This window comes from Herbaspirillum sp. 1173, from assembly GCF_031455335.1.
Lineage (GTDB): Bacteria > Pseudomonadota > Gammaproteobacteria > Burkholderiales > Burkholderiaceae_D > Herbaspirillum > Herbaspirillum huttiense.
Map to the genome: position 1 here is coordinate 946,322 of NZ_JAVDSP010000001.1, position 23,805 is coordinate 970,126.

The window sequence follows — 23,805 nt, forward strand, 5'->3', positions numbered from 1 at the left end:
TGAACGACGATGTTTGAATTGTGATGCCGTGGTGCCTTGAATCTTGTTGTTGCCTGACGCCAATCTCTGACCGGCTCTCGCGCTGTGCTCTGCCCGGTGATGCATTCGCTGCAGCCAGTGACGACAGAATAGGCAAGTTCGCCTTCGGCTAAAACTGATTATCTTTTTATAATCATGATCTAAATTTTAGATATAGTTGGCACTTTCTTATTTCATCGTAGCTTGAGGGCCTTATGAATATTGAGCGTCTGTCGCTGGATCAGTTGCGGGTTTTCGTGCAGGTGGCCGACAGCGGCAGCTTCCTGGCCGCCGCGCGCAAGCTGTCGCGGGCGCAGTCGGCCGTCAGCTATGCCATCGCCACGCTGGAGGATCAGTTGGGCGTGCTGCTGTTCGACCGCAGCGGCTACCGGCCACAGCTGACCAGCCCCGGCGTGGCCCTGCTGGCCGATGCCCGGCAGGTGCTGGATCACGTGGATTCGCTGCAGGTGCGGGCCAATTCCTATGCGCGCGGGCAGGAACTTGAAGTGTCACTGGCGGTGGATGTGTTTTTTCCTACCGATTGTCTGGTGGACCTCCTGCAGCGCTTTCGCGTGGCCTTCCCGGCGGTGACCGTACGACTGGAGGTGGAAGCACTGGGGGCGGTGGCCGAGCGCGTCATTGACGGACGCTCCATGCTGGGCATCCTGGGGACACTGCCGACCACGCCGCCCAACCTGCTGCGCATCACGCTGCCCAGCGTGCAACTGGTGGCGGTGGTATCACCGGACCATCCGCTGGCCAAGGTAAAGGGAAGGATTTCCGAAAAGCTCCTGCAGCAGCAAACCCAGCTGGTGCTGTCCGACCGCAGCGAACTCACTGCGCGTCAGGATTTCTCGGTGCACTCGCGGCTGACCTGGCGCATGAGTGATCTCGGCACCAAGCACGCCCTGCTGCGTGCCGGCATGGGCTGGGGCAACATGCCGCTGCACGTGGTCAAGAATGACCTGGACCGCGGCCGGCTGGTCAGCATCAGCACCATCCACCATCCGCCGCAAGGAGCGGAACTGCCGATCCAGTGCGTTTACAGACCGGACCATCCGGCTGGCCCGGCCCTGTCGTGGTGGCTGGATTCGCTGGCAGCATTGACTGCATTGACGGCGCTGTCGCCAGACGACCCGACACAGTCATGATTACAAGCCAAAGCTGATAATGTTAGTTTATCGTATTTAAACGATAAATACCAAAAACAAGACATTTCTTATATTGTAATTTTATCGTTCTTACCCTATATTTTCCTCAACAGCCGCGCAGCCTGGCCATCCGCCATGCGCACCGTTGCGGCTGCATCCTTGTCTTGAGGAAAACTTCATGGCCAACGATTTTCCCATCAGCCTCTCCATCCAGTTGCGCGAGCATCTGCGTGCCTTGCGCAAGCGGCGGCACATGACCCAGGCGCAACTGGGCGAGCGCATCGGCATCAGCCAGGCGCGCATTGCCGAGATAGAAGCCAATCCCGGTGCCGTGAGCGTGGAGCAGATGCTGTTGCTCCTGTCGACACTGGGGGCCGGTCTCAAGCTGCATGTCCACGCGGTAAACAAGCCGGTCGATGCGGTCGGGGAAGATGGAGCTGTCTACATCCCCTCACGCAAACAGGGCTCCTGGTAATGCTGCATGCCTGGATGAACGGTGAGCTGGTCGGTACCTGGAGCGTGGAACGCCAGGTGCATCGCTTCCGCTATGCGCCCACGTGGGTGCGCTCGTCGCATTTCCGTCCATTGTCGCTGTCCCTGCCGCTAACCGCCTCGGGCGAGCTGCGCGGCGACAGCGTGCGCAACTATTTCGACAACCTGCTCCCGGACAACGCCGATATTCGCGAACGGCTGCGGCAACGCTATCGCCTGCCCTCCACCGAAGTCTTCGACCTCTTGCAGGCCCTGGGACGCGACTGCGTCGGCGCCCTGCAACTGCTGCCACCGGACCAGGAACCGCAAGGCTGGCGCAGCATCCACTGCGAGCGTCTGGATGAGGCGATGCTCGAACAACTGCTGTATGCCCTGCCCTTGTCTTCCCCCCCGGCCAGCGCACAGGAAGATGCGCTGCGCATCTCGATCGCAGGTGCACAGGAAAAGACCGCTCTGACCTGGCATCGCGGCAAGTGGTGCCGTCCTCTGGGGGCCACGCCGACCACCCACATCATCAAGCTGCCGCTGGGCCTGATCGGCGGCGTGATGCAGCGGGTCGATGCGGGCGACTCGGTCTACAACGAATGGCTGTGCTCCCGCATCCTGGCAGCGATGGGTCTGCCGGTGGCCCCGGCGCGGGTGGAACATTTCGGGCGTCATACGGTGCTGGCGGTGGAGCGTTTCGACCGCGTCAGGATGAAGGAGGGCTGGATCGCCCGTCTGCCGCAGGAGGATTTCTGCCAGGCCTTCGGCCTGCCACCGACGATGAAGTATGAAAGCCAGGGCGGTCCCGGCCTGAACCAGTGCCTGGGCCTGCTCAATGCCAGCAGCCAGGGCGGCGACAAGACGTATTTCCTGCTGGCGCAACTGGCCTTCTTCCTGCTGGCGGCCACCGACGGCCACGCCAAGAATTTCTCGCTGCACCTGCATGCGGGCGGCCGTTACGAGATGACGCCGCTGTATGACGTGCTGTCGATGTGGCCCTACTTCGGCAAAGGGCCGAACCAGTTCCGCGCCCGGCAGGCCGGTCCTGCCATGCTGCTGCGCGGACGCAATCCGCATCGCCACTTCCATACCATCGAAGCCCGCCACTGGCGGCAGCTGGCCTTGCAGCACGGCGGTGAACCGGTGTGGCAGGCGATGCTGGCGCTGGTGCAAGGCGCCGAGCATGCCCTGGCGGTGGCCGAAGGCGAACTGCCGGACGACTTCCCTGTACGCACCTGGGAGCGCATCCGCGAGGGAGTCCGACACCACCAGGAACGTTTCCTGCGCGGTGTGGGGCAGTAGATCACTGGGCCGCGAAGCGCTCGCGGTATTGCCCCGGGCTCACCCCCAGCTGGCGCAGGAAGACCCGCCGCAGGTTCTGTTCTTCCCCGTAGCCGGACTGGCTGGCAATGCGCTTGAGCGGCAGCCGGGTTTCTTCCAGCGCCCGGCGCGCCGCCTCCAGCCGCATCAGCTCGACCGTGCGCGCCGGCGTGCGGCCGGTCTCGGCCACATACAGCCGCGCGAAGGTACGCGGACTCATGTTGGCCTGGCGGGCCAGGTTCTCGACCCGCAGATCCGCTTCCAGATTGCCGGCGATCCAGGCATGCAGCTCGGCAAACCGGCCCGCCCCGGTGGCCTGTGAAGCCAGCGGCGTGCTGAATTGCGATTGTCCGCCCGGACGCTTGATGAACATCACCAGTTGGCGGGCCGTCGCAATCGCAGCGGCGTGGCCCAGGTCCTGTTCCACCAGCGCCAGTGTCAGGTCGATACCGGCGGTGACGCCCGCCGAGGTCCAGATGCGGCCCTGGCGGATGTAGATGGGCTCGCCATCCACGTCCAGTGCGGGATAACGCTGCTGCAAATCTTCGGCCGAATCCCAGTGCGTCGTCACCCGCAAGCCGTCCAGCACGCCCGCCTCGGCGAGGTGGAAAGCACCGGTGCAGACCGAACAGACGCGCCGGGCCAGCGGCGCGGCCGCGCGGATCCACGCGACCAGGGCGGGATCGATGCGGAAGCTGTCCCCCACGCTGCCGCCGGGCGAAATCAATGTGTGCAGTTCCTCAGCGCACAGCAGCGCGTCCAGCGCAGACAGCGCTTGCGTCAACACCGGCAGGCCGGCGCTGGTGGTCACCGCGCCGCCCTCTGCCGAGGCCACATGCAGGCGATAGACTTCACGGCCTTGCAGGCGGTTGGTGGTCGCCAGCACCTGCATCGGGCCGGCAAGATCCAGCAGGTTCATGCCGCCATAAGCCAGCAGCACCACATTGCGCGGGGCCTGTACGGCCTGCGCGGAAAGGACGGGGTTCATTGGAATCATGCTCCGATGTTAGCGCAGGCCCGTCACCAGCGCCGTGCGCGCAGTACGCTGGGCCCACATCCAGCGCAGCGTGACCAGCGCCGACACCAGCAGCACCGGCAGGATGGCCGCATTGAGCGTTTCCCAGCCGAAGCGGGCCAGCAAGGGACCGGCACCCAGCGTGGCCAGCGCCGTCGCGGCATAGCGCATCAACTCGGCCAGCCCCTGGGTCTTGGCGCGTTCCGATGGGGTATAGGACTGCGCCAGCAAGGTAGTGCCACCGACGAACATGAAATTCCAGCCCACGCCCAGCAGCAGCAAGGCAACGTAGAAAGCGGGCAGCGTGGTCGAGAGCATGGCGATGACGGCGCAGCCGAGGTTCATGCCCAGCCCTGCCAGCAGCACCGGTCCCAGGCCGAAGCGCTGGATCAGGCGTCCGGCAAAGAAGGAGGGAGCGTACATGCCCATCAGGTGCCACTGGATGATGGCCGCACCATCATCAATGCCGTGATGGCAGGCCACCGCCGCCAGGGGTGCGGCCGTCATGATGAACATCATCACCATGGAGCCGGCCACGTTGTTGGCAACCGAGGCCATGAAGACCGGCGTACGTGCAATGGCCGATAGCGGGCGCGCGGGGGCGAGGTCAGATTGCGACTGCGCAACGGCCGCCGGTTCGGCCTGATCCCGATAGAACAGCACCAGTACCAGCACCGACAACAGCCCCATGAGCGCCACCACCAGATAGGCCCCGGCAAACAATGCCGCCGGGAACCAGTCCTTGCTCCAGGCCGCCAGGGCCGGGCCGACCAGGGCCGCGATGACGCCCCCGGCCAGCACGGTGGAAATGGCACGGCTCTTGGCCGCTTCGGCGACCGCATCGGCGGCCGCCAGCCGGTAATACTGCGCAAACGCCTGAAATACACCGACCAGCGCCGTGCCGACGCAGAAGAACCAGAACTGCCCATGCCAGACCGACCACACCGAGATCAGCCCGCCGACACAGCAACTGGCCGCTCCCAGCACGAAGGACCAGCGGCGACCCAGGCGCTGGATCAAGAACGCCGCAAACCAGGTCACCACGGCACCGGCGACCGTGATGAGGGCGAACGGCAAGGTTGCCAGCGCCTTGTCCGGAGCGAGTTGCCAGCCGGTCAGCGCGGTCAGGGTCAGGTCGATCGAGATGGCGCAGGTGAACAGGCCCTGGCACAAAGCCAGGATGGCGGCATTGCGGCTACCGCCATGGGAATCGGCGGACAAGGAGGCGCGCATGGATTTGCTCCGAAGGGTCAATGATGGAAAAATTGTCGGATTCCCACCCGCTTGGCGTCAATGACACAAGACCTTCAATTTCTGCCAAGCCCACATGACAGGACTTCCATGCTGATCCAGGCTCATCAATCCGCCCTGCTGGTGATCGATCCCCAGGAAAAACTCTTGCCCGCCATCCACGAGGGCCAGGCCGTGCTGGCGCAGACCGTGCGCATGGCCGCCATTGCCGGCCTGCTCGGGGTGCCGGTCATCGCCACCGAACAAAGGCCGGACAAGCTCGGCCACAACCATCCGGATATTGCCCGCCTGTGCGACAAGACGCTCTCCAAGCAGCATTTCGATGCCTGCGCGGACGGCCTGCTGCCGGTCATACCACCGGCCGTACGGCAGCTCATCGTCGCCGGTTGCGAAGCCCACATCTGCGTGCTGCAGACTGCGCTTTCCCTGCTGCAACAGGGCTACACGGTGCTGCCCCTGCTGGAGGCCTGCGGCTCGCGCCGTCCGCTGGACCGCGACGCCGCCTTCGAGCGCATGCGCGCCGCCGGTGCCATCCCGGTCACACTGGAGATGGTCGCCTACGAATGGCTGCGGCACAGCGCACATCCGCAGTTCCGGGCGGTCCTGAAACTGGTGAAATAACCGGGCCCGCCAAGCGCAAACAGGGTGACGTAACCGAAAAGCAAGTTTCCCCTTGCTCCGATGAAAGTTTTGATTGCTCCCCCTGCGTATGCGTTTTGCAGGCAAGAACTGTGGTAAAAGTACGGGAAAAATAGCTGCGCAGCTGCATGACAATGTGGCGCATCACAAATCATCACGCCAAGACCTGGCCAGCCGACGCCGCCACAACATAGAGGAAAATCCAACGCTTATGTCCAGCTTACCTGCCCACACGCCCATTCATTCGCCGCCTCCGCTCACCCTGCACGCCCTGCGCGCCAGCTGCTCGGCCTGCAGCATGCACCAGCTGTGCCTGCCGATGGGGCTGGACCAGGGCGACATGCAGCGGCTGGAACAGGTCATCAACCGCCGCCGCAAGGTCAAGCGCGATGAAAGCCTGTACCGCCTCAACGACAAGTTCGACATGCTCTACGCCATCCGCCTGGGCCATTTCAAGACCTTCCAGGGCAATACCAATGGCGGCCAGCAGATCACCGGTTTCCAGATGGCCGGCGAATTGCTGGGCATGGATGCCATCGGCGCCGGGCACCATCTGTGCGAAGCCGTGGCACTGGAAGACAGCGAAGTCTGCGAGATTCCGTTTACGCGCCTGGAAGAATTGTTCCGCGACATGCCCACGCTGCTGCGCCAGTTCCATCGCATGATGAGCCTGGAGATTTCGCGCGAGCAACGCGTCATGCTGACCCTGGGCAGCATGACCGCGCAGCAGAAGATGGCGGCCTTCATGCTCAACCTGTCCTCGCGCTACGCCAGCCGTGGCTATTCCTCGACCCGTTTCCAGCTGCGCATGACGCGCGAGGAAATCGGCAACTACCTGGGCCTGGCCGTGGAATCCGTGAGCCGGCTGCTGACCAATTTCAAGAAAACCGGCGTCATCGAAGTCAACCATCGCGACGTCGAACTGTGCGACCTGCCTGCCCTGCGTGCCATCGCGCTGGGCAACGATCCCTGCGCCTGACCATACCGGCACCCTCCAGCCCCTTGCCGGGGCACGGGGGGCTGAGGTTAGAATGGCCGGATGACAGAACGACACTCTTCTCCCTCTCCCTCCCTCCAGCGTTTCCTGCGCGCCCGCATGGCGCGCGACCACCATCTCGGACTGCCGCTCACCACGGGCCTGATGGCCGCGCTGGCCACGGTGATGCTGTTCGCGCTGATCGCCTACGAAGTCAGCAGCAAGGGTGCGCTCACGCGACTGGATCAGCAACTGGCGGACTGGTTCAACCAGCATGCCTTCTCGCCCCTGACCGAACTGGTCCTCGGCTATACGCATCTGCATGGCACCATCGGCGTGCTGGCCATGGGCGCACTGCTGCTGTGGCACATGGTCCGCAAGCAGCGCTGGGCCTGGGTCACCGACCTGCTGCTGGTGCTGCCCGGCGGCATGCTGTGCAATTTCACGCTCAAGCACATCTTCGCACGCCTGCGTCCCAGCTTTGAGGATCCCATCCTGGTACTGCACAGCTACAGCTTCCCCAGCGGACACACCATCGGCGCCACCCTGCTCTACGCCATGCTGGCCGCCTACCTGCTCAACCAGCCGGGCGTGACGGCCGCCATCGGTGCGCGCCTGAAGACCGGCGAGCGCGGCGTGCAGGCCGCCGTCATCGGCGCAGCCCTGCTGCTGGTGGCGCTGACCGCTTTCAGCCGGGTCTACCTGGGCGCGCATTTCCTGAGCGACGTACTGGGTGCGATGCTGCTGGGCACGGCCTGGTTCGCGCTGTGGACGACCGTGGTTTTCACCTGGCAGCGGCACTATTACGCGCAGCCGCGCTCCAACGGGCTCTGAAACCACCTTCCTACTCGCCTGCGGATGACAGAACAAGACATGACCCAGGAATTGCCCGCCAGCCAGGGCCGCCCCGACGTGGTGGCCGCCATCAACGCCCGTGCCGGTGGCGGCCACGCCGAGGAACTGGCCGCGCACCTCACCGAAGAGTTCGCCCGTCACGGCCTGCACGCCGTGGTGCATCTGGCGCGCAGCGGCGAAGACATGCTGGAGGCCGCCCGCGATGCCGTGCGCAACAAGATCGCGGTGGTCGCCGTGGGCGGCGGCGATGGCAGCGTCAATGCCGTGGCCTCGACCCTGCTGGCCGATCCACACTGCGAGAGCGCGCTGGGCGTGTTGCCGCTGGGCACGCTGAATCACTTTGCCAAAGACCTCAACATCCCGCTGACGCTGGACGAGGCCATCGCCAACATCGCCACCGGGCGCAAGCTGCGGGTCGACAGCGGTGAGGTCAATGGCGCGCCCTTCATCAACAATTCCAGCCTGGGTCTCTATCCCGACATCGTGCGCGAACGTGAAAAGCAGCAGGCTCGCCTGGGCCGTGGCAAATGGCTGGCCTTCACCTGGGCCGCCATGGGCGCGCTGCGGCGCTATCCCTTCCTGCGCGTGCGGCTCTCCATCGACGGCAAGGAACACTGGCGGCGCACGCCCTTCGTCTTCATCGGCAACAACGAGTACCTCATGAGCGGCCTGGACATCGGCAAGCGCTCCACCCTCACCGACGGCCAGCTGAGTCTGTACGTGTGCCACCGCACCGGCCGCCTGGGCCTGCTGCGACTGGCCCTGCATGCACTGTTCGGCCGCCTGCGTGAAGCGCATGACTTCGATGTACTGACCTGCAGCGAGATCCATATCGAGACGCACAAGAAACGCATGCGCGTGGCCACCGATGGCGAAGTCAACCTGATGCAGACACCGTTGCACTACCGTATCCGTCCGGCCTCCTTGACCGTGATCGTGCCGCAGCTCGCCGCCCCGCAAGCGGCCGCCCCCCGCGAACCCGGCCTGCTCGACAAACTGCTGGGGGAGAACTGATGCGTACCCTCATTCATCTGTCGGACCTGCATTTCGGGCGCACCGATCCGGAGATCCTCGAACCGTTGATCGCCCAGATCCACGAGCTCAAGCCGGACCTGGTCGTCGTTTCGGGCGACCTTACCCAACGCGCGCGCAGCATCCAGTTCAAGCAGGCCAGGGAGTTTCTCAATGCGCTGCCGCAGCCCCAGCTGGTGGTGCCGGGCAATCATGACGTTCCGCTCTTCAACGTGGCGGCGCGCCTGCTGCAGCCGCTGCGCAAGTACAAGCGCCACATCACGGCCGATCTGCAGCCGCGCTACGTGGACGAGGAAATCGCCGTGGTCGGCATCAATACCGCACGTTCCCTGACCATCCAGGATGGCCGCGTGAACGACAGACAGATCGAACACGCGCGGCGCGAACTGGCTGGCGTGGGCGATCACCTGGTCAAGATCATCGTCACCCATCATCCCTTCGACCTGCCGCCCGGCCCGCAGCATCACGGCTTGGTCGGCCAGGCGGTACCGGCCATGCGTGCCTTCGCGCTGTGCGGCGCCGACCTGCTGCTGGCAGGTCACGTGCATACCAGTTCGGCCGTGAGCAGCGCCGGGCGCTATCACATTCCCGGCTATTCGGCGCTGGTGGTGCAGGCGGGTACGGCCACCTCCACCCGTGGGCGCGGCGAAAGCAATTCCTTCAACGTCTTGCAGGTGGAAGCACACCAGATCGTGGTGCATCGGCTGGGCTGGAAGCCCGATGTGAAGAGTTTTGCGCTGGCCGCGTCGCAGACCTTCGTGCAACGCGGCAGCGAGTGGTTCGAGCAGACCGCCGATGGCCTGCTCAGTGAATGATCAGACCGTCGCGCGGCGTGCGCGGGAATAACGGATCACATCCACCAGCAGGAACAGCAACAAACTGGCCCCCATCAACGGCAGGCTCCAGCCCAGCAGCAGGGCCAGCACAGCCAGCGTCAGGCGTTGCAGGGGCGCCAGGCGCATCACCGCCTGCGTCAACGGAGCCAGGCTGGCACCCGCCGCCGGGCGGCGCCGCCACCACATCACGTAGCCCAGCACGATGAGCCCGGTCAGGGCCACGCCGAAGAGGGCCATCAGGATCTGGTTCGCCACGCCGAACAGCACCCCCATGTGCGCATCCACACCCCAGCGGATCAGCTTGGCGATCAATGGGAAATCAGCGAAATCGGCCCGGCTGGTAATGGCCATGCGGTCGGCATCGATAGCCACCGTATCGACCTGGGTCGGCCAGGAGCGATCCACCTCCCGCACCACCCAAGCCTGCTGGGCCGAGCGCGGTGGGCGGATTTCGATCTCGGAGGAGTCGATGCCACCCGCGCGGGCGATCTGCTGCACCATGTCGAAACGGGCCGGATCGCTGGCCTCCGGCATGGGCATCTGCATGCCATGTGCGCCCATGTGATCGGCGTGTTCGCCCATGGACATGGCCGGGGCACCGGCCTGCAATTGCGTCGATACCGAGGGCGTGATCCAGCCCAGCTGCGTGCGCATCTGGCTCACGCGCTCACCGGCCCAGCGTGACCAGGTCAGGCCGGTAGCCGAGAAAAACACCAGCCCCAACACGATCCACAGCCCTACGAGGGCATGCAGCCGGCGCGCGTTCATGGGACGCGGCGCGCGCACCGTACTGCCAGCGCGGCGCTGGCGACCTCGCCACCACAGCCAAACTCCGCCCAACGCACCCAGCCACAGCCATGAAGCGGCCAGCTCGCTGTAGTTGCGGCCGAAGTCGCCCAGCATCAGGTTGCGGTGCAGGTAATCCAGCGTAGTGCGCAAAGGCAGCACGCCGCTGGTGCCATAGACGATCAGGTCGCCCTTGACCTGCAGGCTGACCGGATCCACGAAAATGGCCCGGCTTTCCGAGTCGCCCAGACCGGGCTGGCTGAACATCACGCGGGTATTCCATCCCTCCGCCTTGGCCGGGCGCACCGCGAACAGGCGCGCCTGCGGCCCCAGGAATGCCTGCGCGGCCTTCACCTGTTCGGCCAGCGGCCGGGCCTCGCCCCGGCTCTGGTTGTAAAGCTGCGAGGCGTAGAGATGCGATTCGATCTGCGGGGTGAGCACGTACAGCGTACCGGTCAGCGCCGCCACCAGGATGAAGGGGCCGACGAACAGGCCGATGTAGAAATGCAGGCGCAGCAGCACGGCGTGCAAGGCGGAGCGATGGGCATCGCCAGTACGAGCGGTCGCGCTGGCGGCGTTGGCGGCGCCATCGCCGGCGGGCTGGAAGGAGGTGGTCATGAAGGCGGGCGGGGAGTGCCGAAAACGGGAACAGGCTCGCGATTGTAGGCCGTACGGCGGTCCCTGCGAATGTGGCAATTTGTCGCAGCCCCAATGAAAAAGAGCCGACGGAACACATTCCGTGCGGCTCTTCCTGCCTGTGATCTGCAGCACCGTGGCAACGGCGCGCGGCGGGATCACATGGGATTTTCGTCGATCCAGTCGCCCGAAAAATCGAGGATGTAGGCGATCGCCTCGTCTTCGGTATCGAATTCATTGGTGGGCGCCTTGCGCTGATAGCGCAGCTTGCCGCTGCCATCCTTGCCCTCGTGAATCACGAAGCAAGCCATGAATTTGCCGTTGTCGAGCTTCTTGATCTCCGGGATGACGGCGTTTCCCTTGTACGGGAAGATCTGGGACATGTGATGAAACCTCCTTGTTGCGAGGCGACATGCTAGCACAAGCCGGGCTTTCCTTCCCGCGGACGGCCACTGGCAACCCCTCTCTCAGATGCGTGACCGGCGCGCACACCGCACCCACTATTTGCAACAAGGTTGCATTTATGAGATATTCGCAACTCAGTTGCATTTATCTCGAGAAATCTGTCATCAGTTTCGCTGATGGCATCGCTTGCTCCTCCACCCTTACGCTGATTTCACACTCGCCATGACCTCCCTCCAACGCCAGCCAGGCGACCGCCGGCTTCCCGTGACGGTGCTCTCCGGTTTCCTCGGTGCCGGCAAGACCACCCTGCTCAACCACATCCTGCACAACCGCGAAGGCCGGCGCGTAGCGGTGATCGTCAATGACATGTCGGAAGTCAACATCGATGCCGCGCTGGTGCGTGATGGCGGTGCGGATCTGTCGCGCACGGAAGAAAAACTGGTGGAAATGAGCAATGGCTGCATCTGCTGCACCCTGCGCGAAGACCTGTTGATGGAAGTGCGCAAGCTGGCCCGCGAGCGCCGTTTCGACCAGCTGGTGATCGAATCGACCGGCATTTCCGAACCGCTTCCGGTGGCCGAGACGTTTACTTTTACCGATGAAGAGGGGGCCAGTCTGGCCGATGTGGCGCGGCTGGACACCATGGTCACGGTGGTGGACGCCTTCAATTTCCTCAAGGACTACAGCTCCCAGGACAGCCTGCAGGAGCGTGGCGAATCGATGGGCGAGGAAGACAGCCGTACCGTGGTCGACCTGCTGATCGAGCAGATCGAGTTCTGCGACGTGATCGTGCTCAACAAGCTGGACCTGGTCTCGCCGCTTGATCTGGAGCGCCTGCACGCCATCCTGCACAAGCTCAATCCGCGTGCGCGCATCGTCACATCGGAGTTTGGCAAGGTCGCGCTGGACCAGGTCCTCAACACCGGCCTGTTCGATTTCGAACAAGCCAGCCAGGCCCCCGGCTGGTTGCAGGAACTGCGTGGCGAGCACGTCCCGGAGACCGAACAGTACGGCATCACCAGCTTCGCCTGGCGCGCGCGCCGGCCCATGCATCCGCAGCGTTTCCACGATCTGGTCAACAGCGAATGGCCGGGCGTGGTGCGCTCCAAGGGTTTCTTCTGGCTCGCCACCCGCCCGGCCCATGCGGGTTCATGGTCGCAGGCCGGTGCCGTCTGCCGCCACGGGCTGGCCGGCAAATGGTGGGCCGCCGTGCCGCGCGAGAAGTGGCCGCAGGATCAGGAGTCCATCGACTTCATCCTCGAACAATGGGATGACAACGTCGGCGATGCCCGCCAGGAACTGGTGCTCATCGGCATGGACATGGATCAGGCCGCATTGACGGCCAGGCTGGAAGCCTGCCTGCTGAGCGATGCCGAGATGGCGCAAGGTCCGATGGGCTGGGCGCGCATGGCCGATCCTTTCCCCGGCTGGGAGTGATCGGCATGACCCTCATCAGCAAGCGCAATTCCCTGCCCGACGTCGCCCGCGATGAACCCGCCAGCATCGCCCTGCCCCTGCAATGGGTAGGCATGTGCGGCATCGCCCTGCCGCTGCGGCTGGCCGACGGCACGCCCCTGCCGGCCAGCGCCGAAGTGGCGGTGGACCTGCCCGATCCGCAGGCCAAGGGCATCCACATGTCGCGCTTGTACCTGCTGCTGGACGCCTTCGCCGCTCGATCGCGCCTGACGCCGGCCGCTGTGCATGAACTGCTGCGCCAGATGCGCGAGAGCCACGCCGATTGCCAGTCGCGCGCCGCCTTGCTGCGGCTGGACTTCGCCTTGCTGCAGCAGCGGGCCGCGCTGGTCACGCCGGAGCTGGCTGGATGGAAGAGCTATCCGGTCACGCTGACGGCGCAATTGCGCGATACCACGCTGGCGCTCCGCTTGCAGGTGCGCATCGCCTATTCCTCCACCTGCCCCTGCTCGGCCGCCCTGTCGCGACAGGCCCTGCAGGATGCCTTTGCCGCCGACTTCGCGCAGCACGAGGCCATCGGCCGCGATGCCGCGCTGGGCTGGCTCGCCCGCCATGCGAGTCTGGCCACACCGCACAGTCAGCGCAGCGAAGCGGAGCTCAGCATTGCCATCACCGGCGATGCCGCGCAGTTCCCGCTGTTGGAATTGATCGATACCGCCGAAGCCGCACTGGGCACGGCCGTGCAGACCGCCGTGCGGCGCGCGGATGAGCAGGCCTTTGCGCTGGCCAATGGGGCCAACCTGATGTACGTGGAGGATGCTGCGCGCCGACTGCGGCAAGCACTGGAAGCGCGCTTTGCTGCCTGCTCCGTCCGCGTGTCGCACTTCGAAAGCCTGCATGCGCACGACGCCGTGGCGACTGCCGTGACACCCGGCTGGCAGGAGCTGCTGCGCTGATCCCGGCGGCGGCGACTGGCAGCGCCGCCCGAACCGGGGTATCGTTGCCCTTTCTGCTTCCTGTGCATGCCACCCGATGACGTCCGATTCCCTTCCTTCTTCCCTGCGCAGGCTGCAATATGCGGCCTTCACGCCCGGCCCGCGCCTGCTGATCCTCGGTGCCGTGCACGGCAATGAAACCTGCGGCACCCAGGCCATCACCCGCCTGCAGCGTGAACTCGACAGCGGGCAACTGCGCCTGCAGCGCGGCCTGCTGACGCTGGTGCCGGTGACCAATCCGCTGGCCTATGAAAAACAGCAACGCCAGGGTGACCGCAATTTGAACCGCAACCTGCGCCCGCATCCGGCCCCCGCCAACTTCGAGGACCAGCTCTGCAACGTGCTGTGTCCGTGGATCGATGAACACGAGATCCTGCTCGACCTGCATTCCTTCCATACCGGCGGCATGCCCTTCGCCATGCTCGGCCCGGAAGACAATGACGGCGAGGTCGAACCCTTCGCGCATGCCGCCGCCGAAGCACGCATGGTCGCGCACCTGGGCTGCCAGCGCGTGGTGGAAGGATGGATGGGGGCCTATGTGCGCGGGGTGGAACGCCGCCGCCAGCAAGGCCATGCGGTCTCGCCCGACCTGCTGGACCGGCAGTATGGCGTGGGCACCACCGAATACGCGCGCAGCAAGGGTTTATACGGCGTGACCCTGGAATGCGGCCAGCATGATGATCCGCAAGCGCCGGAAGTCGCCTATCGCGCGATCCTGCAGACGCTGGCACTGCACGGCATGATCGATGCGCCCCCGCAGCCGCCGGTGGCGGATATCCAGCTGATCCGCCTGGTGGACGTGATCGACATGGAACATGCCGAGGACCGCTTCACCCGTGACTGGTCCAGCTTCGACCGCGTGCAGCAGGGTGAAGTGATCGGCCACCGGCACGATGGCCAGGCGGTGCTGGCAGCGGGCGACGGCTACATCGTCTTCCCCAATCCGCGCGCCTTGCCGGGCAATGAATGGTTCTACTTCGGGGTCGACAGCCAGCGCCGGCTGTGACCTCGCAAGCGCTTCAGCAATCCAGCGCGTAGAAGCGGGTATCGACCACCATCACCGGGAAAGCGGGCGGCAGCGTGCTCTTCTCGATGAGCCGGAAACCGTTTTTCTCGTAGAAGCGATGCGCCGCCAGGAACTTGTCCGTGGTACCCAGGAAGATCTGGCGCACGCCCTGCGCACGCGCCCAGGCGATGGCCCCTTCCAGCAGGCGCGCGGCGGTGCCGTGCTCCTTGCCGCGATGGCTGGCCGCCACGAACATCTTGCGCAGCGCGACCTGGGCGTTGCCGATATCGAGCAGGGAAATGGTGCCGACCACCTTGCCACCATCAACCGCCACCCAGAAATTGCCGAGGCCCTTCTGGTAGAAACCGGCAATATCCTTCAGGTCGGGCTGCCCTTCCAGCGTGATGGGAATACCGAACTCTTCCTGCTGGATGGGCAGGATGACCTCGACCACGCCCTGTGCGTGTTCCGGGCGATAGACTTGAATCTCGATCATGGCAATTCTTTATAAATGATTTAAAACGTTATTTAAGTTCATTTCCGGGCGTCAGCTCCCAGCAGCGGGGGCTGTGGGCGAAACCGATATGGCTGTAGTAGTCGGTGGCATCGGGGGCGGCCAGCAACCGCAGGCGGCAGCGCGGACCGAGGCGGCTGCGGGCGGCGCGGATCAATTCCTTGCCGATGCCCCGGCGCTGGTACTGCTCATCGACGGCCAGCTCCGACATATAGCAGGCGTAGACGAAATCGGTGACGCAGCGCGCCACACCGACCAGCAATTCGCCATCCCAGGCGGTCGCGGTCAGGCTGGCATGGGTGACCATGGCCTCCATGCATTCGCGGTCCTCGAGCGGACGGCGCGGGCCCAGCGAAGTACGGGAAAGAATGTCGATGAACTGATCGGCGGTCAGGCGAAGGTCGGTACGGTAGACGATGGACATGGGCGCAGGCGGACGTGACGACGAAGCCGGTCACGTTAACACAAAACGCCGCAGGGCATGCAGCGCTGCGGCGTCCGTTGTGCTTGGCGAAGACCGGCGGATCAGTCGGGCCGCGCGTAGACCTTGTGCGATACGGGCTTGCCGCTGGCATCGACCCGCACCAGCACCATTTCTCCCGAGGCCACACTTTCTCCGGTCCAGCGGCCGATGTTCACGTCATGCGTGACCAGGATCAGCGCCCGGCTGCCCTTGCCCGGCAAAGCCGTGCGCAGGTACTGCTCCAGTCGCTGGTTGGCGGTCTCGCCCTGGGCCGCGTCGTTGAAGAAGGAGGCCAGGCCATCCTGCACCTCGGGCGTACCGAAACCCAGCAAAGTGGCGGTCTCTTTGGTACGGCACCAGGGGCTGCTGGCGACGATGGCGCGGCTTACGCCTTGCTGACGCAGCCAGTTGCCGATCTTGCGCGCCTGTTCGCGGCCTTCATCGTTGAGATTGCGTTGCGTGGCACAGTCATTGAGCGTGAATCCTGCAGGATCGCCAATGCCCGGCGCACGCGCGTGGCGCATGATCAGGACATGATCGGGCTGGGTCAATTTGTCCGACAGTTCGGAAGCCCCCGCCGCAACGGGCAGGCAGGACAACGTCAGCAGGGAGAACAGAAACGCGGCAATACGTGATGACATGGAAAGCCTCGACGGGATCGGATGGATCAAATGGATCACGTGGATCAAGGCTGCCAGTCTAGCCCAAGGCCATCGCACCACGCCCTCTCCGACGCCGCATTTGCCGCGTCAAAAACAGGTCATGATGCAGAAAACGTCAGGCCCTGTGCCGAAACGTTCAGGCGTTTTTCCAGCTCGGCGCGCGCTTTTCGAGGAAGGCGTTGACGCCCTCCTTCTGGTCCTGGGTATCGAAGAGATCGACGAAGAGTTCGCGTTCGGTTTGAAGGATAGTGCCAAGCGGATTGTGGCGCGCCCCCTGGATCAGCTGCTTGCTGGCCGCAACAGACGAAGGGCTCTGCTTTTCGGCTTGCAAGGCCAGCGCCAGCGCACGTTCGCGCGCTTGGCCCTTGGGGACCACTTCCTCCACCAGGCCGATACGCAGCGCGGTCTCGGCATTGACGCGTTCGCCGCACAGGATCATGCGCTTGGCCCAGCCTTCGCCGACCAGCCACGGCAGGTTCTGCGTGCCGCCCGCGCAGGGCAGCAAGCCCACGGCGGCTTCCGGCAATGCCATCTGGGCCTGTTCTTCGGCGATGCGGATGTCGCAGGCCAAGGCGCACTCCAGGCCACCGCCCATGGCGTAGCCATTGATGGCCGCAATCGAAACGCCCCGGAAGCCCGACAAGGTCTCGAAGGCTTCCCCGAAGCGGCGCGCCATCTCGCGCGCCATGGCCTTGTCGCCATCGGCGAAGAGCTTGAGGTCGGCCCCGGCGGAAAAGAATTTCTCGCCCTCGCCGGTCACCACCAGGGTGTAGATCTCACGGTCGGCGTTGAGGTCCTTGACCAGGCGCGTGAGGTCGGCCAGGGCTTCACGGGTCCAAGTGTTGGCGGGGGGATTAGACAGGGTCAGCACGGCGGTGTGGCCGCATTTTTCCAGCTTCAGGTTGGTGTAGGTGCTCATGCGTTTCCTTGTGAGGGGTCAGCGGATGTCGTCCAGCGTGTCGCGGCCGAGCAGGTTGCGCGAGATGATGACGCGCATGATTTCATTGGTGCCTTCCAGAATCTGGTGCACCCGCACGTCGCGGAAATAGCGTTCCAGCGGATATTCGCGGATGTAGCCATAGCCGCCATGCAATTGCAGCGCCTCATTGCAGACGCGGAAACCCAGATCGGTCGCCAGCCGCTTGGCCATGGCGCAATAGGTGGTGGCTTCGGGCGAGCCGGCATCCAGCTTGGCCGCCGCCAGCCGCACCATCTGGCGCGCGGCCACCAGTTCGGTCTGCATGTCGGCCAGCTTGAATTGCAGCGCCTGGAAGTCGGCAATCGGACGGCCGAACTGCTTGCGTTCCTTCATGTAGGCGTGGGCCGCATCCAGCGCTGCCTGCGCCGCACCGACCGAGCAAGTGGCGATGTTGATGCGCCCGCCATCGAGCCCCTTCATGGCGAAGACGAAGCCCTCGCCCTCCTCGCCCAGCAGGTTGCCCACCGGCACCTTGACGTTGTCGAAGCTGATGGTGCGCGTGGGCTGGCTGTTCCAGCCCATTTTGCTTTCCTTCTTGCCGTAGCTGATGCCGGGGGTATCGCCCGGCACCGCGATGGCCGAGACGCCGCGCGCGCCGGGGCCGCCGGTGCGCGCCATCACCACCAGCAGGTCGGTGCTGCCCGCGCCCGAGATGAAGGCCTTGGAACCATTGATGAGGTAAAAGTCATCGACCCGGCGCGCCGTGGTCTTGAGCGATGCAGCATCCGATCCCGAGCCCGGCTCGGTGAGGCAGTAGGAGCCGATCTTCTGGCCGGCGGCCAGTTGCTCGCACCATTCTTCCTTCAGTTCGGCATGGCCCCAGGTGGCCACCATCCAGCTGACCATGTTGTGGATGGTGAGATAGGCCGCCGTCGAGGTACAGGCGCGCGCCAGCTCCTCGAAGACCACCGTGGCATCCAGGCGCGAGAGGCCCAGGCCGCCCACCTCTTCCGGGGTGTAGAGGCCGCAGAAGCCCAGTTCGCCGGCCTTGGCGATGACGTCCAGCGGGAAGTGCGCCTCCTCGTCCCACTTGGCGGCGAAGGGGGCCATGGCGCGCGCAGCGAAATCGCGCGCGCTTTGCTGGAAGGCCAGTTGGTCTTCGTTGAGTTCAAAATCCATGCTTGTCTCCTGTTCGTTGTTCTTGCCAGGCAATGCGGGTTGGGCGCTTGGCTTCCCGCTTTGCGCCCAAGCTTAATGGAATTCGCGCCGGACAGTTGTCACCGGCGCGACATTGGCCGATCTCGATGCCGAAGCGGTCAGGACCGGTCAGGCTGCGGCCGGCGTTGCACTCGGGGCGGCAGGCTTCTTGCCTGCCTGCGCAAACGCCGCCAGCAATTCCGCCTGCCGCCCCTGCATGGCCTGTACCGCCTGCTCCTTGACATGACCGAAGCCGCGCACCTGTTCCGGCAACTGCGCCAGGGCGATGGCCTCGGCCAGATTGTCCGCCGTCAATGCGGGCAGCAACTCCAGCACCATCTGGCGATATTGCACGATGAGCGCCCGCTCCATGCGCCGTTCTGCGGTACGCCCGAAGAAATCGAAGACACCGCCGCGCAGCCCCTTGCAGCGCGCCAGCAGCTTGAAGGCCGTCATCATCCAGCTGCCATAGCGCGCCTTCACCAATCGCCCCTGTCCATCCTTGCGCGCAAAGATCGGCGGTGCCAAGTTGAAGCTGAGGGTGAAATCGCCCTCGAACTGCTGCGCCAGGTCCTTCTGGAACTGGCCGTTGGTGTAGAGCCGAGCCACCTCGTATTCATCCTTGTAAGCCATCAAGCGCGAGAGACTGCGGGCGACGGCCAGGGTCAGCTTGTCGCTGCCCAACGGCGCTTCGGCGGCACGCACGGCCGCGACCACTTCGGCGAATTGGGCGGCGTAGGAGGCATCCTGATACTCGGTCAGCAAGGCCACCCGGCGCTTGACCAGTTGATCCAGTGACTGCGGCAGATGCACCACCACCGGCTGGGCCGGCACCGCGATCTGCTCCACGCGGCGCAGATCGACTGCGGCACGGCGGCCCCAGCGGAAAGCGGTCTGGTTGGCTTCGACCGCCACGCCATTGAGTTCAATCGCACGCAGCAGCGCGCCTTCGCTCAAGGGCAGTTCACCGCGCTGCCAGGCATAGCCCAGCATGAAGAGATTGGTGGCAATGGCGTCGCCCATCAGGGCCGTGGCCAGGCGTGTCGCATCGATGAAGTCGGCCTGCTGGTCGACCGATTCCAGGATCAGCGCCTTGACCTCCTCGAACGGAAATTGCCAGTCAGGATTTTTGGCGAACTGGCCCGGCGGCTGCTGGTGCAGGTTGACCACCGCCCGCGTGCGGCCGGGGCGCATCTTGGAAATGGCATCGAAAGCGCCCGCCGTGAGCATGTCGCAACCCAGCACCAGGTCAGCTTCCCCGGTGGCGATGCGCTGCGCGCGGATGGTGTCGCGCCGTGCAGCGATGCGCACGTGCGAGGTCACGGAACCGTTCTTCTGCGACATGCCGGTCATGTCGAGCACCGACGCGCCCTTGCCTTCCAGATGCGCGGCCATGCCCATGAGTGCGCCGATGGTGATGACCCCGGTACCGCCGATGCCGTTGATGAGGATGTTGAACGGCGTCTCGCAAGACGGGATGGCCGGTTCGGGCAGCGCGCCGAAATCGTCAGTCGCGCCTTTCTTGTGGACGCCGGTGCGCGACTTCTTCAACTGCCCGCCGGTCACGGTGACGAAGCTGGGGCAGAAGCCCTTCACGCAGGAGTAATCCTTGTTGCAGGAAGACTGGTCGATGACGCGCTTGCGGCCCAGCTCCGTCTCCAGCGGCAGGATCGAAGTGCAGTTGGACTGCACGCCGCAATCGCCGCAACCCTCGCACACGGCCGCATTGATGAAGAGCCGTTCGTTGGGGTCAGGGAATTCTCCCTTCTTGCGGCGGCGGCGCTTTTCGGCGGCGCAGGTCTGGTCGTAGATGATGACGCTCACCCCCGGAATCTCGCGCAGCTCGCGCTGCACGGCATCCATCTCCTTGCGGTCATGCAGGCTCACCGCCGCCGGCAAACCGTTGCGGCCGGTGTAACGGCTGATGTCCTCCGACACCAGCGCGATGCGCTGCACGCCTTCAGCGGCCATCTGCTGCGCGATCATCGGCACCGAGACTGTCCCGTCCACCGGCTGTCCTCCGGTCATGGCCACGGCATCGTTGTACAGGATCTTGTAGGTCATGTTGACCCGCGCGGCCACGGCGGCGCGAATGGCGAGATAGCCCGAATGGAAATAGGTGCCATCGCCCAGGTTGGCAAATACGTGCGGCACTTTGGAGAAGGGCGCTTGCCCGATCCAGGGCGCACCCTCGCCGCCCATGTGGGTGGTCAGCTTGTTGAATTCCGGATAGATGGCGGTGGCCATGACGTGACAGCCGATCCCGGCCAGCGCGAAGCTGCCCTCGGGCACGCGCGTGGAGGTGTTGTGCGGACAGCCCGAGCAATAGTAAGCCGGGCGCGGCGGCGTGTTGACGGCCTTGGTCAGCACCGCATCCTTGGCATCGAGGAAGGCCAGGCGCGCCTTGATCAGGTCACTGGTATGGAAGCGCGCAATGCGTGCGGCGATCACGCGGGCGATCTGCGCCACCGAGAAATCGGCCTTGGAAGTCAGCAGCCATTCGCCGCGCGGAGCCACCCATTCGCCCTTCTCGTCGAACTTGCCGATCACGCGCGGACGGACATCGTCGCGCCAGTTGTAGAGTTGCTCCTTCAACTGGTATTCGACCATCTGGCGCTTTTCTTCCACCACCAGGATTTCATCGAGGCCCTGCGCGAATTCGCGCACGCCATCCGGCTCCAGCGGCCAGGGCATGGAGACCTTGAACAGCCGCAATCCGATCTCGGCTGCGAAGGCTTCATCAATGCCCAGTTCCGATAAAGCTTCCAGTACGTCGAGATAGGACTTGCCCGAGGCGATGATGCCCAGCCGCGCACGGGGGCTGTCGATCATCACGCGGTTGAGCCGATTGGCGCGGGCGTAGGCCAGCGCGGCGTAGATCTTGTAATCCTGCATCAGCGCTTCCTGCTTGCGCGCCTGCACGCCCAGGGTATCGGTGGACAGCCGTGCATTGAGGCCGCCGGGGGGCATGACGAAATCGGTCGGCAGACGGATGTCGACGCGGAAAGGATCGGCATCCACCGACGCGCTCGATTCCACCGTGTCGGCCAGCGCCTTGAAGCCCACTACGCAACCGGAATAGCGCGACATGGCCCAGCCATGCAGGCCCAGGTCCAGGTATTCCTGCACGTTGCAGGGATAGAGCATCGGAATCATCGATGCCGAGAAGATGTGGTCGGACTGGTGCGGCAGGGTCGACGAATAGGCCCCATGATCGTCCCCGGCCACCAGCAGCACGCCGCCCTGGGCGGAGGTGCCGGCGTGGTTCATGTGCTTGAGCACATCGCCGCAGCGGTCCACGCCGGGGCCCTTGCCATACCACATGGCATAGACGCCGTCATAGTCGGACGGGCCGATCAGCCTGACCTGCTGCGTGCCCCAGACGGCAGTAGCAGCCATGTCTTCGTTCACGCCCGGCTGGAACTTCACGCGGTGCGCGGCCAGGTGCGGCTGGGCATGCCAGAGGGCTTCATCCAGTCCGCCCAGGGGCGAGCCGCGATAGCCCGAAATGAAACCGGCCGTATTGAGGCCGGCCGCACGGTCGCGGATCTGCTGCAGCATCGGCAGGCGCACCAGCGCCTGGATGCCGGAAAGATAGATGGCGCCTTCGGTGGCGGTGTATTTGTCGTCCAGACTGACAGGTGCCAGTCCGGAAGTGTCTGAAACTGTTCCGGTACGGTTACCTGTCCGGTCAGTCAAGTGTGCGGTGACGGTATGCAAGCCGTCTGTCGCGGGGGTGCCGGGTGTCTGGTCGAGGACCGGCGAGTGAGCGCTCACTGGGGTCACAGCCTGTGCGCAGTCGCGAACGCCTTCTACGGTTGGCGTCGCCGCTGCGGCAGGCTCAGCTGCCGAACGGAATTGCATTTGCTTGTCTCCAAAATTTTTGTTTCAGATAGCGTCTGCCATTACTGCACCGGGTACGGCACATCACTGCCAGACACATCGACCGTGGTAGCGGTCCACACAACAATCTCCGTTTCGAAAACTGCTGTGACTGAAGTCTATCCGCAGCGACCAGCCATGCGGAAATACCGAATGAGGATAGGGGTATAAGGAAAAACGATAGCCCTGCACACATGGCGCGCGTCGACTTCCGGCGATTGCCCTGCAGAAACTTGAGTGGGCAGTTGCACGCTTGAGCGCATTTTTTCATCGTCCTGACAGCAAGACGCGTTATGCTTGCCGGCAAATTTTTTGTGCTGCCTTGTGGCAGCATTTCCCGACAACAACTCCGTTACCACCACCTCGCGACCAGGAATCATGAGCAACTCGATCCAAGAACAGATGGAACCCGACAGCGCCGTCTACAAAACCCTGCTGGAATCAACCAAGGCGATTCCCTGGAAGATCGACTGGAGCACCATGCAATTCACCTACATCGGCCCGCAGATCGAACAGCTGCTGGGCTGGACCCCGGAGAGCTGGAAGACGGCCGACGACTGGGCCATGCGCATCCATGCGGAAGACCGCGAGGCCGTGGTCAACTTCTGCATCTCGCAATCCAAGGCCGGTGCCGATCACGAAGCCGACTACCGCGCCCTGACCCGCGATGGTGAGCACATCTGGATCCGCGATGTGGTGCACGTGGTGCGCAATCCCGATGGCAGCCCCAATGCCCTGATCGGCTTCATGTTCGACATCACCGAACGCAAGAAGACCGAAGCGCGCCTGGTCGAGCTGCAAAAGGAACTGGAGGCGCTGTCCTATCGCGACGGCCTGACCAACGTGGCCAATCGCCGCATGTTCGATTCGGCGCTGGAAGTGGAATGGGCCAATGCGGTCAACACGCGTGCGCCGCTGTCGATGATCATGCTCGACATCGATTACTTCAAGCAGTACAACGACCATTACGGCCACATCCGGGGGGACGAGTGCCTCAGGCAAGTAGCCCAGCTGCTGAGCCAGAGCGCGACCCGCAGCCGCGATTTCTTTGCCCGCTATGGCGGCGAGGAATTCGTGCTGATCCTGCCGGATTGCGACGAGAAGGCCGCCCTGCAAGTGGCCCAGCGCTGCCGCGCGATCATCAACGAGGCCGCCATCCCGCACGCCAAGTCGCAGATCTCGACCCACGTCACCATCAGCCAGGGCGTGACCACCATCGTGCCTTCGCCGATGGACCAGCGCATCGCCTTCCTGGAACAGGCCGACCGCCGCCTGTATCGCGCCAAACAGTTGGGCCGTGACTGTATTGGCGTGGGAGACTGAACTGTACCTGTCTCGCAGTGAAGGCCGTGGCTAC

The 23,805-nt window shown here is 64.3% G+C and carries 22 protein-coding genes; 12 read left to right on the forward strand and 10 right to left on the reverse strand.

Translation table 11 applies throughout. The features are described 5' to 3' along the window. Positions 1–233: 233 nt before the first annotated feature. The 3 genes from J2X56_RS04295 to J2X56_RS04305 all read left to right on the forward strand — a co-directional run bounded on the left by J2X56_RS04295 (position 234) and on the right by J2X56_RS04305 (position 2,948). A complete protein-coding gene (locus J2X56_RS04295; RefSeq protein ID WP_310158430.1) occupies positions 234–1,169 on the forward strand; it encodes a LysR family transcriptional regulator in 936 nt (311 codons plus the stop codon). Positions 1,170–1,347: 178 nt separating this feature from the next. Then, a complete protein-coding gene (locus tag J2X56_RS04300) occupies positions 1,348–1,644 on the forward strand; it encodes a helix-turn-helix transcriptional regulator (RefSeq protein WP_310158432.1) in 297 nt (98 codons plus the stop codon). Beyond that, the gene (locus tag J2X56_RS04305) at positions 1,638–2,948 is read left to right on the forward strand and encodes a HipA domain-containing protein (RefSeq protein ID WP_121045639.1); all 1,311 of its coding nucleotides are present in this window, start codon (positions 1,638–1,640) and stop codon (positions 2,946–2,948) included. Before J2X56_RS04300 ends, J2X56_RS04305 begins: the two co-directional genes overlap by 7 nt. Position 2,949: 1 nt before the next feature. On the opposite strand, the gene J2X56_RS04310 is transcribed toward J2X56_RS04305, so the two are convergent. Both J2X56_RS04310 and J2X56_RS04315 read right to left on the reverse strand, forming a co-directional pair. Further along, on the reverse strand, positions 2,950–3,954 hold the full coding sequence (locus J2X56_RS04310) for a GlxA family transcriptional regulator (protein ID WP_310158437.1): 1,005 nt from the start codon (positions 3,952–3,954) through the stop codon (positions 2,950–2,952). A gap of 18 nt (positions 3,955–3,972) precedes the next feature. Continuing rightward, positions 3,973–5,214: an MFS transporter gene (locus tag J2X56_RS04315; protein WP_310158439.1), complete on the reverse strand. Its 1,242-nt coding sequence runs from the start codon at positions 5,212–5,214 to the stop codon at positions 3,973–3,975. Positions 5,215–5,322: 108 nt separating this feature from the next. On the opposite strand from J2X56_RS04315, the gene J2X56_RS04320 reads away from it, so the two are divergent. From J2X56_RS04320 to J2X56_RS04340, 5 genes are all read left to right on the forward strand, one after another. Continuing rightward, on the forward strand, positions 5,323–5,853 hold the full coding sequence (locus J2X56_RS04320) for an isochorismatase family protein (protein WP_121045642.1): 531 nt from the start codon (positions 5,323–5,325) through the stop codon (positions 5,851–5,853). A gap of 229 nt (positions 5,854–6,082) precedes the next feature. After that, entirely contained in the window at positions 6,083–6,850 is a 768-nt protein-coding gene (fnr, locus tag J2X56_RS04325; protein WP_121045643.1) for a fumarate/nitrate reduction transcriptional regulator Fnr, read from the forward strand. A 60-nt stretch (positions 6,851–6,910) separates the two neighbouring features. Then, positions 6,911–7,681: a phosphatase PAP2 family protein gene (locus J2X56_RS04330; protein ID WP_121045644.1), complete on the forward strand. Its 771-nt coding sequence runs from the start codon at positions 6,911–6,913 to the stop codon at positions 7,679–7,681. Between the two features lie 39 nt (positions 7,682–7,720). After that, the gene (locus tag J2X56_RS04335; RefSeq protein WP_409025201.1) at positions 7,721–8,716 is read left to right on the forward strand and encodes a diacylglycerol/lipid kinase family protein; all 996 of its coding nucleotides are present in this window, start codon (positions 7,721–7,723) and stop codon (positions 8,714–8,716) included. Next, positions 8,716–9,549 (forward strand): metallophosphoesterase, encoded by an 834-nt coding sequence (locus J2X56_RS04340; protein ID WP_134136479.1) that lies wholly within the window; start codon positions 8,716–8,718, stop codon positions 9,547–9,549. The genes J2X56_RS04335 and J2X56_RS04340 overlap by 1 nt, the downstream gene beginning before the upstream one ends. Here J2X56_RS04340 and J2X56_RS04345 read toward each other — a convergent pair whose 3' ends face one another. Together J2X56_RS04345 and J2X56_RS04350 are read right to left on the reverse strand one after the other, a co-directional pair. Next, the gene (locus tag J2X56_RS04345; protein ID WP_310158446.1) at positions 9,550–10,974 is read right to left on the reverse strand and encodes a PepSY-associated TM helix domain-containing protein; all 1,425 of its coding nucleotides are present in this window, start codon (positions 10,972–10,974) and stop codon (positions 9,550–9,552) included. Positions 10,975–11,150: 176 nt separating this feature from the next. Beyond that, positions 11,151–11,375: a hypothetical protein gene (locus J2X56_RS04350; protein ID WP_034331366.1), complete on the reverse strand. Its 225-nt coding sequence runs from the start codon at positions 11,373–11,375 to the stop codon at positions 11,151–11,153. Positions 11,376–11,619: 244 nt separating this feature from the next. Here J2X56_RS04350 and zigA point away from each other — a divergent pair, with 244 nt between their 5' ends. From zigA to J2X56_RS04365, 3 genes are all read left to right on the forward strand, one after another. Continuing rightward, positions 11,620–12,834: a zinc metallochaperone GTPase ZigA gene (zigA, locus tag J2X56_RS04355; protein ID WP_134136482.1), complete on the forward strand. Its 1,215-nt coding sequence runs from the start codon at positions 11,620–11,622 to the stop codon at positions 12,832–12,834. Positions 12,835–12,839: 5 nt separating this feature from the next. Continuing rightward, positions 12,840–13,766, forward strand: a complete 927-nt coding sequence (gene folE2 / locus J2X56_RS04360; protein ID WP_199725147.1) for a GTP cyclohydrolase FolE2 — start codon at positions 12,840–12,842, stop codon at positions 13,764–13,766. A 76-nt stretch (positions 13,767–13,842) separates the two neighbouring features. Next, positions 13,843–14,811: a succinylglutamate desuccinylase/aspartoacylase family protein gene (locus J2X56_RS04365; protein ID WP_121045649.1), complete on the forward strand. Its 969-nt coding sequence runs from the start codon at positions 13,843–13,845 to the stop codon at positions 14,809–14,811. Between the two features lie 13 nt (positions 14,812–14,824). Here J2X56_RS04365 and J2X56_RS04370 read toward each other — a convergent pair whose 3' ends face one another. From J2X56_RS04370 to J2X56_RS04395, 6 genes are all read right to left on the reverse strand, one after another. Beyond that, positions 14,825–15,307: a GNAT family N-acetyltransferase gene (locus J2X56_RS04370; RefSeq protein WP_121045650.1), complete on the reverse strand. Its 483-nt coding sequence runs from the start codon at positions 15,305–15,307 to the stop codon at positions 14,825–14,827. Between the two features lie 28 nt (positions 15,308–15,335). Beyond that, the gene (locus tag J2X56_RS04375; protein ID WP_121045651.1) at positions 15,336–15,749 is read right to left on the reverse strand and encodes a GNAT family N-acetyltransferase; all 414 of its coding nucleotides are present in this window, start codon (positions 15,747–15,749) and stop codon (positions 15,336–15,338) included. Positions 15,750–15,850: 101 nt separating this feature from the next. Further along, complete coding sequence (locus J2X56_RS04380; protein WP_310158455.1) at positions 15,851–16,429, reverse strand: histidine phosphatase family protein; 579 nt, start codon at positions 16,427–16,429, stop codon at positions 15,851–15,853. 157 nt (positions 16,430–16,586) lie between these two features. Beyond that, a complete protein-coding gene (locus J2X56_RS04385) occupies positions 16,587–17,369 on the reverse strand; it encodes an enoyl-CoA hydratase (RefSeq protein WP_039787174.1) in 783 nt (260 codons plus the stop codon). Positions 17,370–17,387: 18 nt separating this feature from the next. After that, a complete protein-coding gene (locus tag J2X56_RS04390; protein ID WP_121045654.1) occupies positions 17,388–18,548 on the reverse strand; it encodes an acyl-CoA dehydrogenase family protein in 1,161 nt (386 codons plus the stop codon). Positions 18,549–18,695: 147 nt separating this feature from the next. Then, positions 18,696–22,286: an indolepyruvate ferredoxin oxidoreductase family protein gene (locus J2X56_RS04395; RefSeq protein ID WP_409025211.1), complete on the reverse strand. Its 3,591-nt coding sequence runs from the start codon at positions 22,284–22,286 to the stop codon at positions 18,696–18,698. 564 nt (positions 22,287–22,850) lie between these two features. Between J2X56_RS04395 and J2X56_RS04400 the strand changes: the two genes are divergently transcribed. Then, a complete protein-coding gene (locus J2X56_RS04400) occupies positions 22,851–23,771 on the forward strand; it encodes a sensor domain-containing diguanylate cyclase (protein ID WP_121045702.1) in 921 nt (306 codons plus the stop codon). Positions 23,772–23,805: the final 34 nt, after the last annotated feature.

Excerpts from the sequence above, each read along its gene's own strand:
- J2X56_RS04295 (WP_310158430.1), top strand. The coding sequence starts at position 234 with ATGAATATTGAGCGTCTGTCGCTGGATCAGTTGCGGGTTTTCGTGCAG.
- J2X56_RS04300 (WP_310158432.1), top strand. The coding sequence starts at position 1,348 with ATGGCCAACGATTTTCCCATCAGCCTCTCCATCCAGTTGCGCGAGCAT.
- J2X56_RS04310 (WP_310158437.1), bottom strand. The coding sequence starts at position 3,954 with ATGAACCCCGTCCTTTCCGCGCAGGCCGTACAGGCCCCGCGCAATGTG.
- J2X56_RS04315 (WP_310158439.1), bottom strand. The coding sequence starts at position 5,214 with ATGCGCGCCTCCTTGTCCGCCGATTCCCATGGCGGTAGCCGCAATGCC.
- J2X56_RS04320 (WP_121045642.1), top strand. The coding sequence starts at position 5,323 with ATGCTGATCCAGGCTCATCAATCCGCCCTGCTGGTGATCGATCCCCAG.
- fnr (WP_121045643.1), top strand. The coding sequence starts at position 6,083 with ATGTCCAGCTTACCTGCCCACACGCCCATTCATTCGCCGCCTCCGCTC.
- J2X56_RS04330 (WP_121045644.1), top strand. The coding sequence starts at position 6,911 with ATGACAGAACGACACTCTTCTCCCTCTCCCTCCCTCCAGCGTTTCCTG.
- J2X56_RS04335 (WP_409025201.1), top strand. The coding sequence starts at position 7,721 with ATGACCCAGGAATTGCCCGCCAGCCAGGGCCGCCCCGACGTGGTGGCC.
- J2X56_RS04340 (WP_134136479.1), top strand. The coding sequence starts at position 8,716 with ATGCGTACCCTCATTCATCTGTCGGACCTGCATTTCGGGCGCACCGAT.
- J2X56_RS04345 (WP_310158446.1), bottom strand. The coding sequence starts at position 10,974 with ATGACCACCTCCTTCCAGCCCGCCGGCGATGGCGCCGCCAACGCCGCC.
- J2X56_RS04350 (WP_034331366.1), bottom strand. The coding sequence starts at position 11,375 with ATGTCCCAGATCTTCCCGTACAAGGGAAACGCCGTCATCCCGGAGATC.
- zigA (WP_134136482.1), top strand. The coding sequence starts at position 11,620 with ATGACCTCCCTCCAACGCCAGCCAGGCGACCGCCGGCTTCCCGTGACG.
- folE2 (WP_199725147.1), top strand. The coding sequence starts at position 12,840 with ATGACCCTCATCAGCAAGCGCAATTCCCTGCCCGACGTCGCCCGCGAT.
- J2X56_RS04365 (WP_121045649.1), top strand. The coding sequence starts at position 13,843 with ATGACGTCCGATTCCCTTCCTTCTTCCCTGCGCAGGCTGCAATATGCG.
- J2X56_RS04370 (WP_121045650.1), bottom strand. The coding sequence starts at position 15,307 with ATGATCGAGATTCAAGTCTATCGCCCGGAACACGCACAGGGCGTGGTC.
- J2X56_RS04375 (WP_121045651.1), bottom strand. The coding sequence starts at position 15,749 with ATGTCCATCGTCTACCGTACCGACCTTCGCCTGACCGCCGATCAGTTC.
- J2X56_RS04380 (WP_310158455.1), bottom strand. The coding sequence starts at position 16,429 with ATGTCATCACGTATTGCCGCGTTTCTGTTCTCCCTGCTGACGTTGTCC.
- J2X56_RS04385 (WP_039787174.1), bottom strand. The coding sequence starts at position 17,369 with ATGAGCACCTACACCAACCTGAAGCTGGAAAAATGCGGCCACACCGCC.
- J2X56_RS04390 (WP_121045654.1), bottom strand. The coding sequence starts at position 18,548 with ATGGATTTTGAACTCAACGAAGACCAACTGGCCTTCCAGCAAAGCGCG.
- J2X56_RS04400 (WP_121045702.1), top strand. The coding sequence starts at position 22,851 with ATGGAACCCGACAGCGCCGTCTACAAAACCCTGCTGGAATCAACCAAG.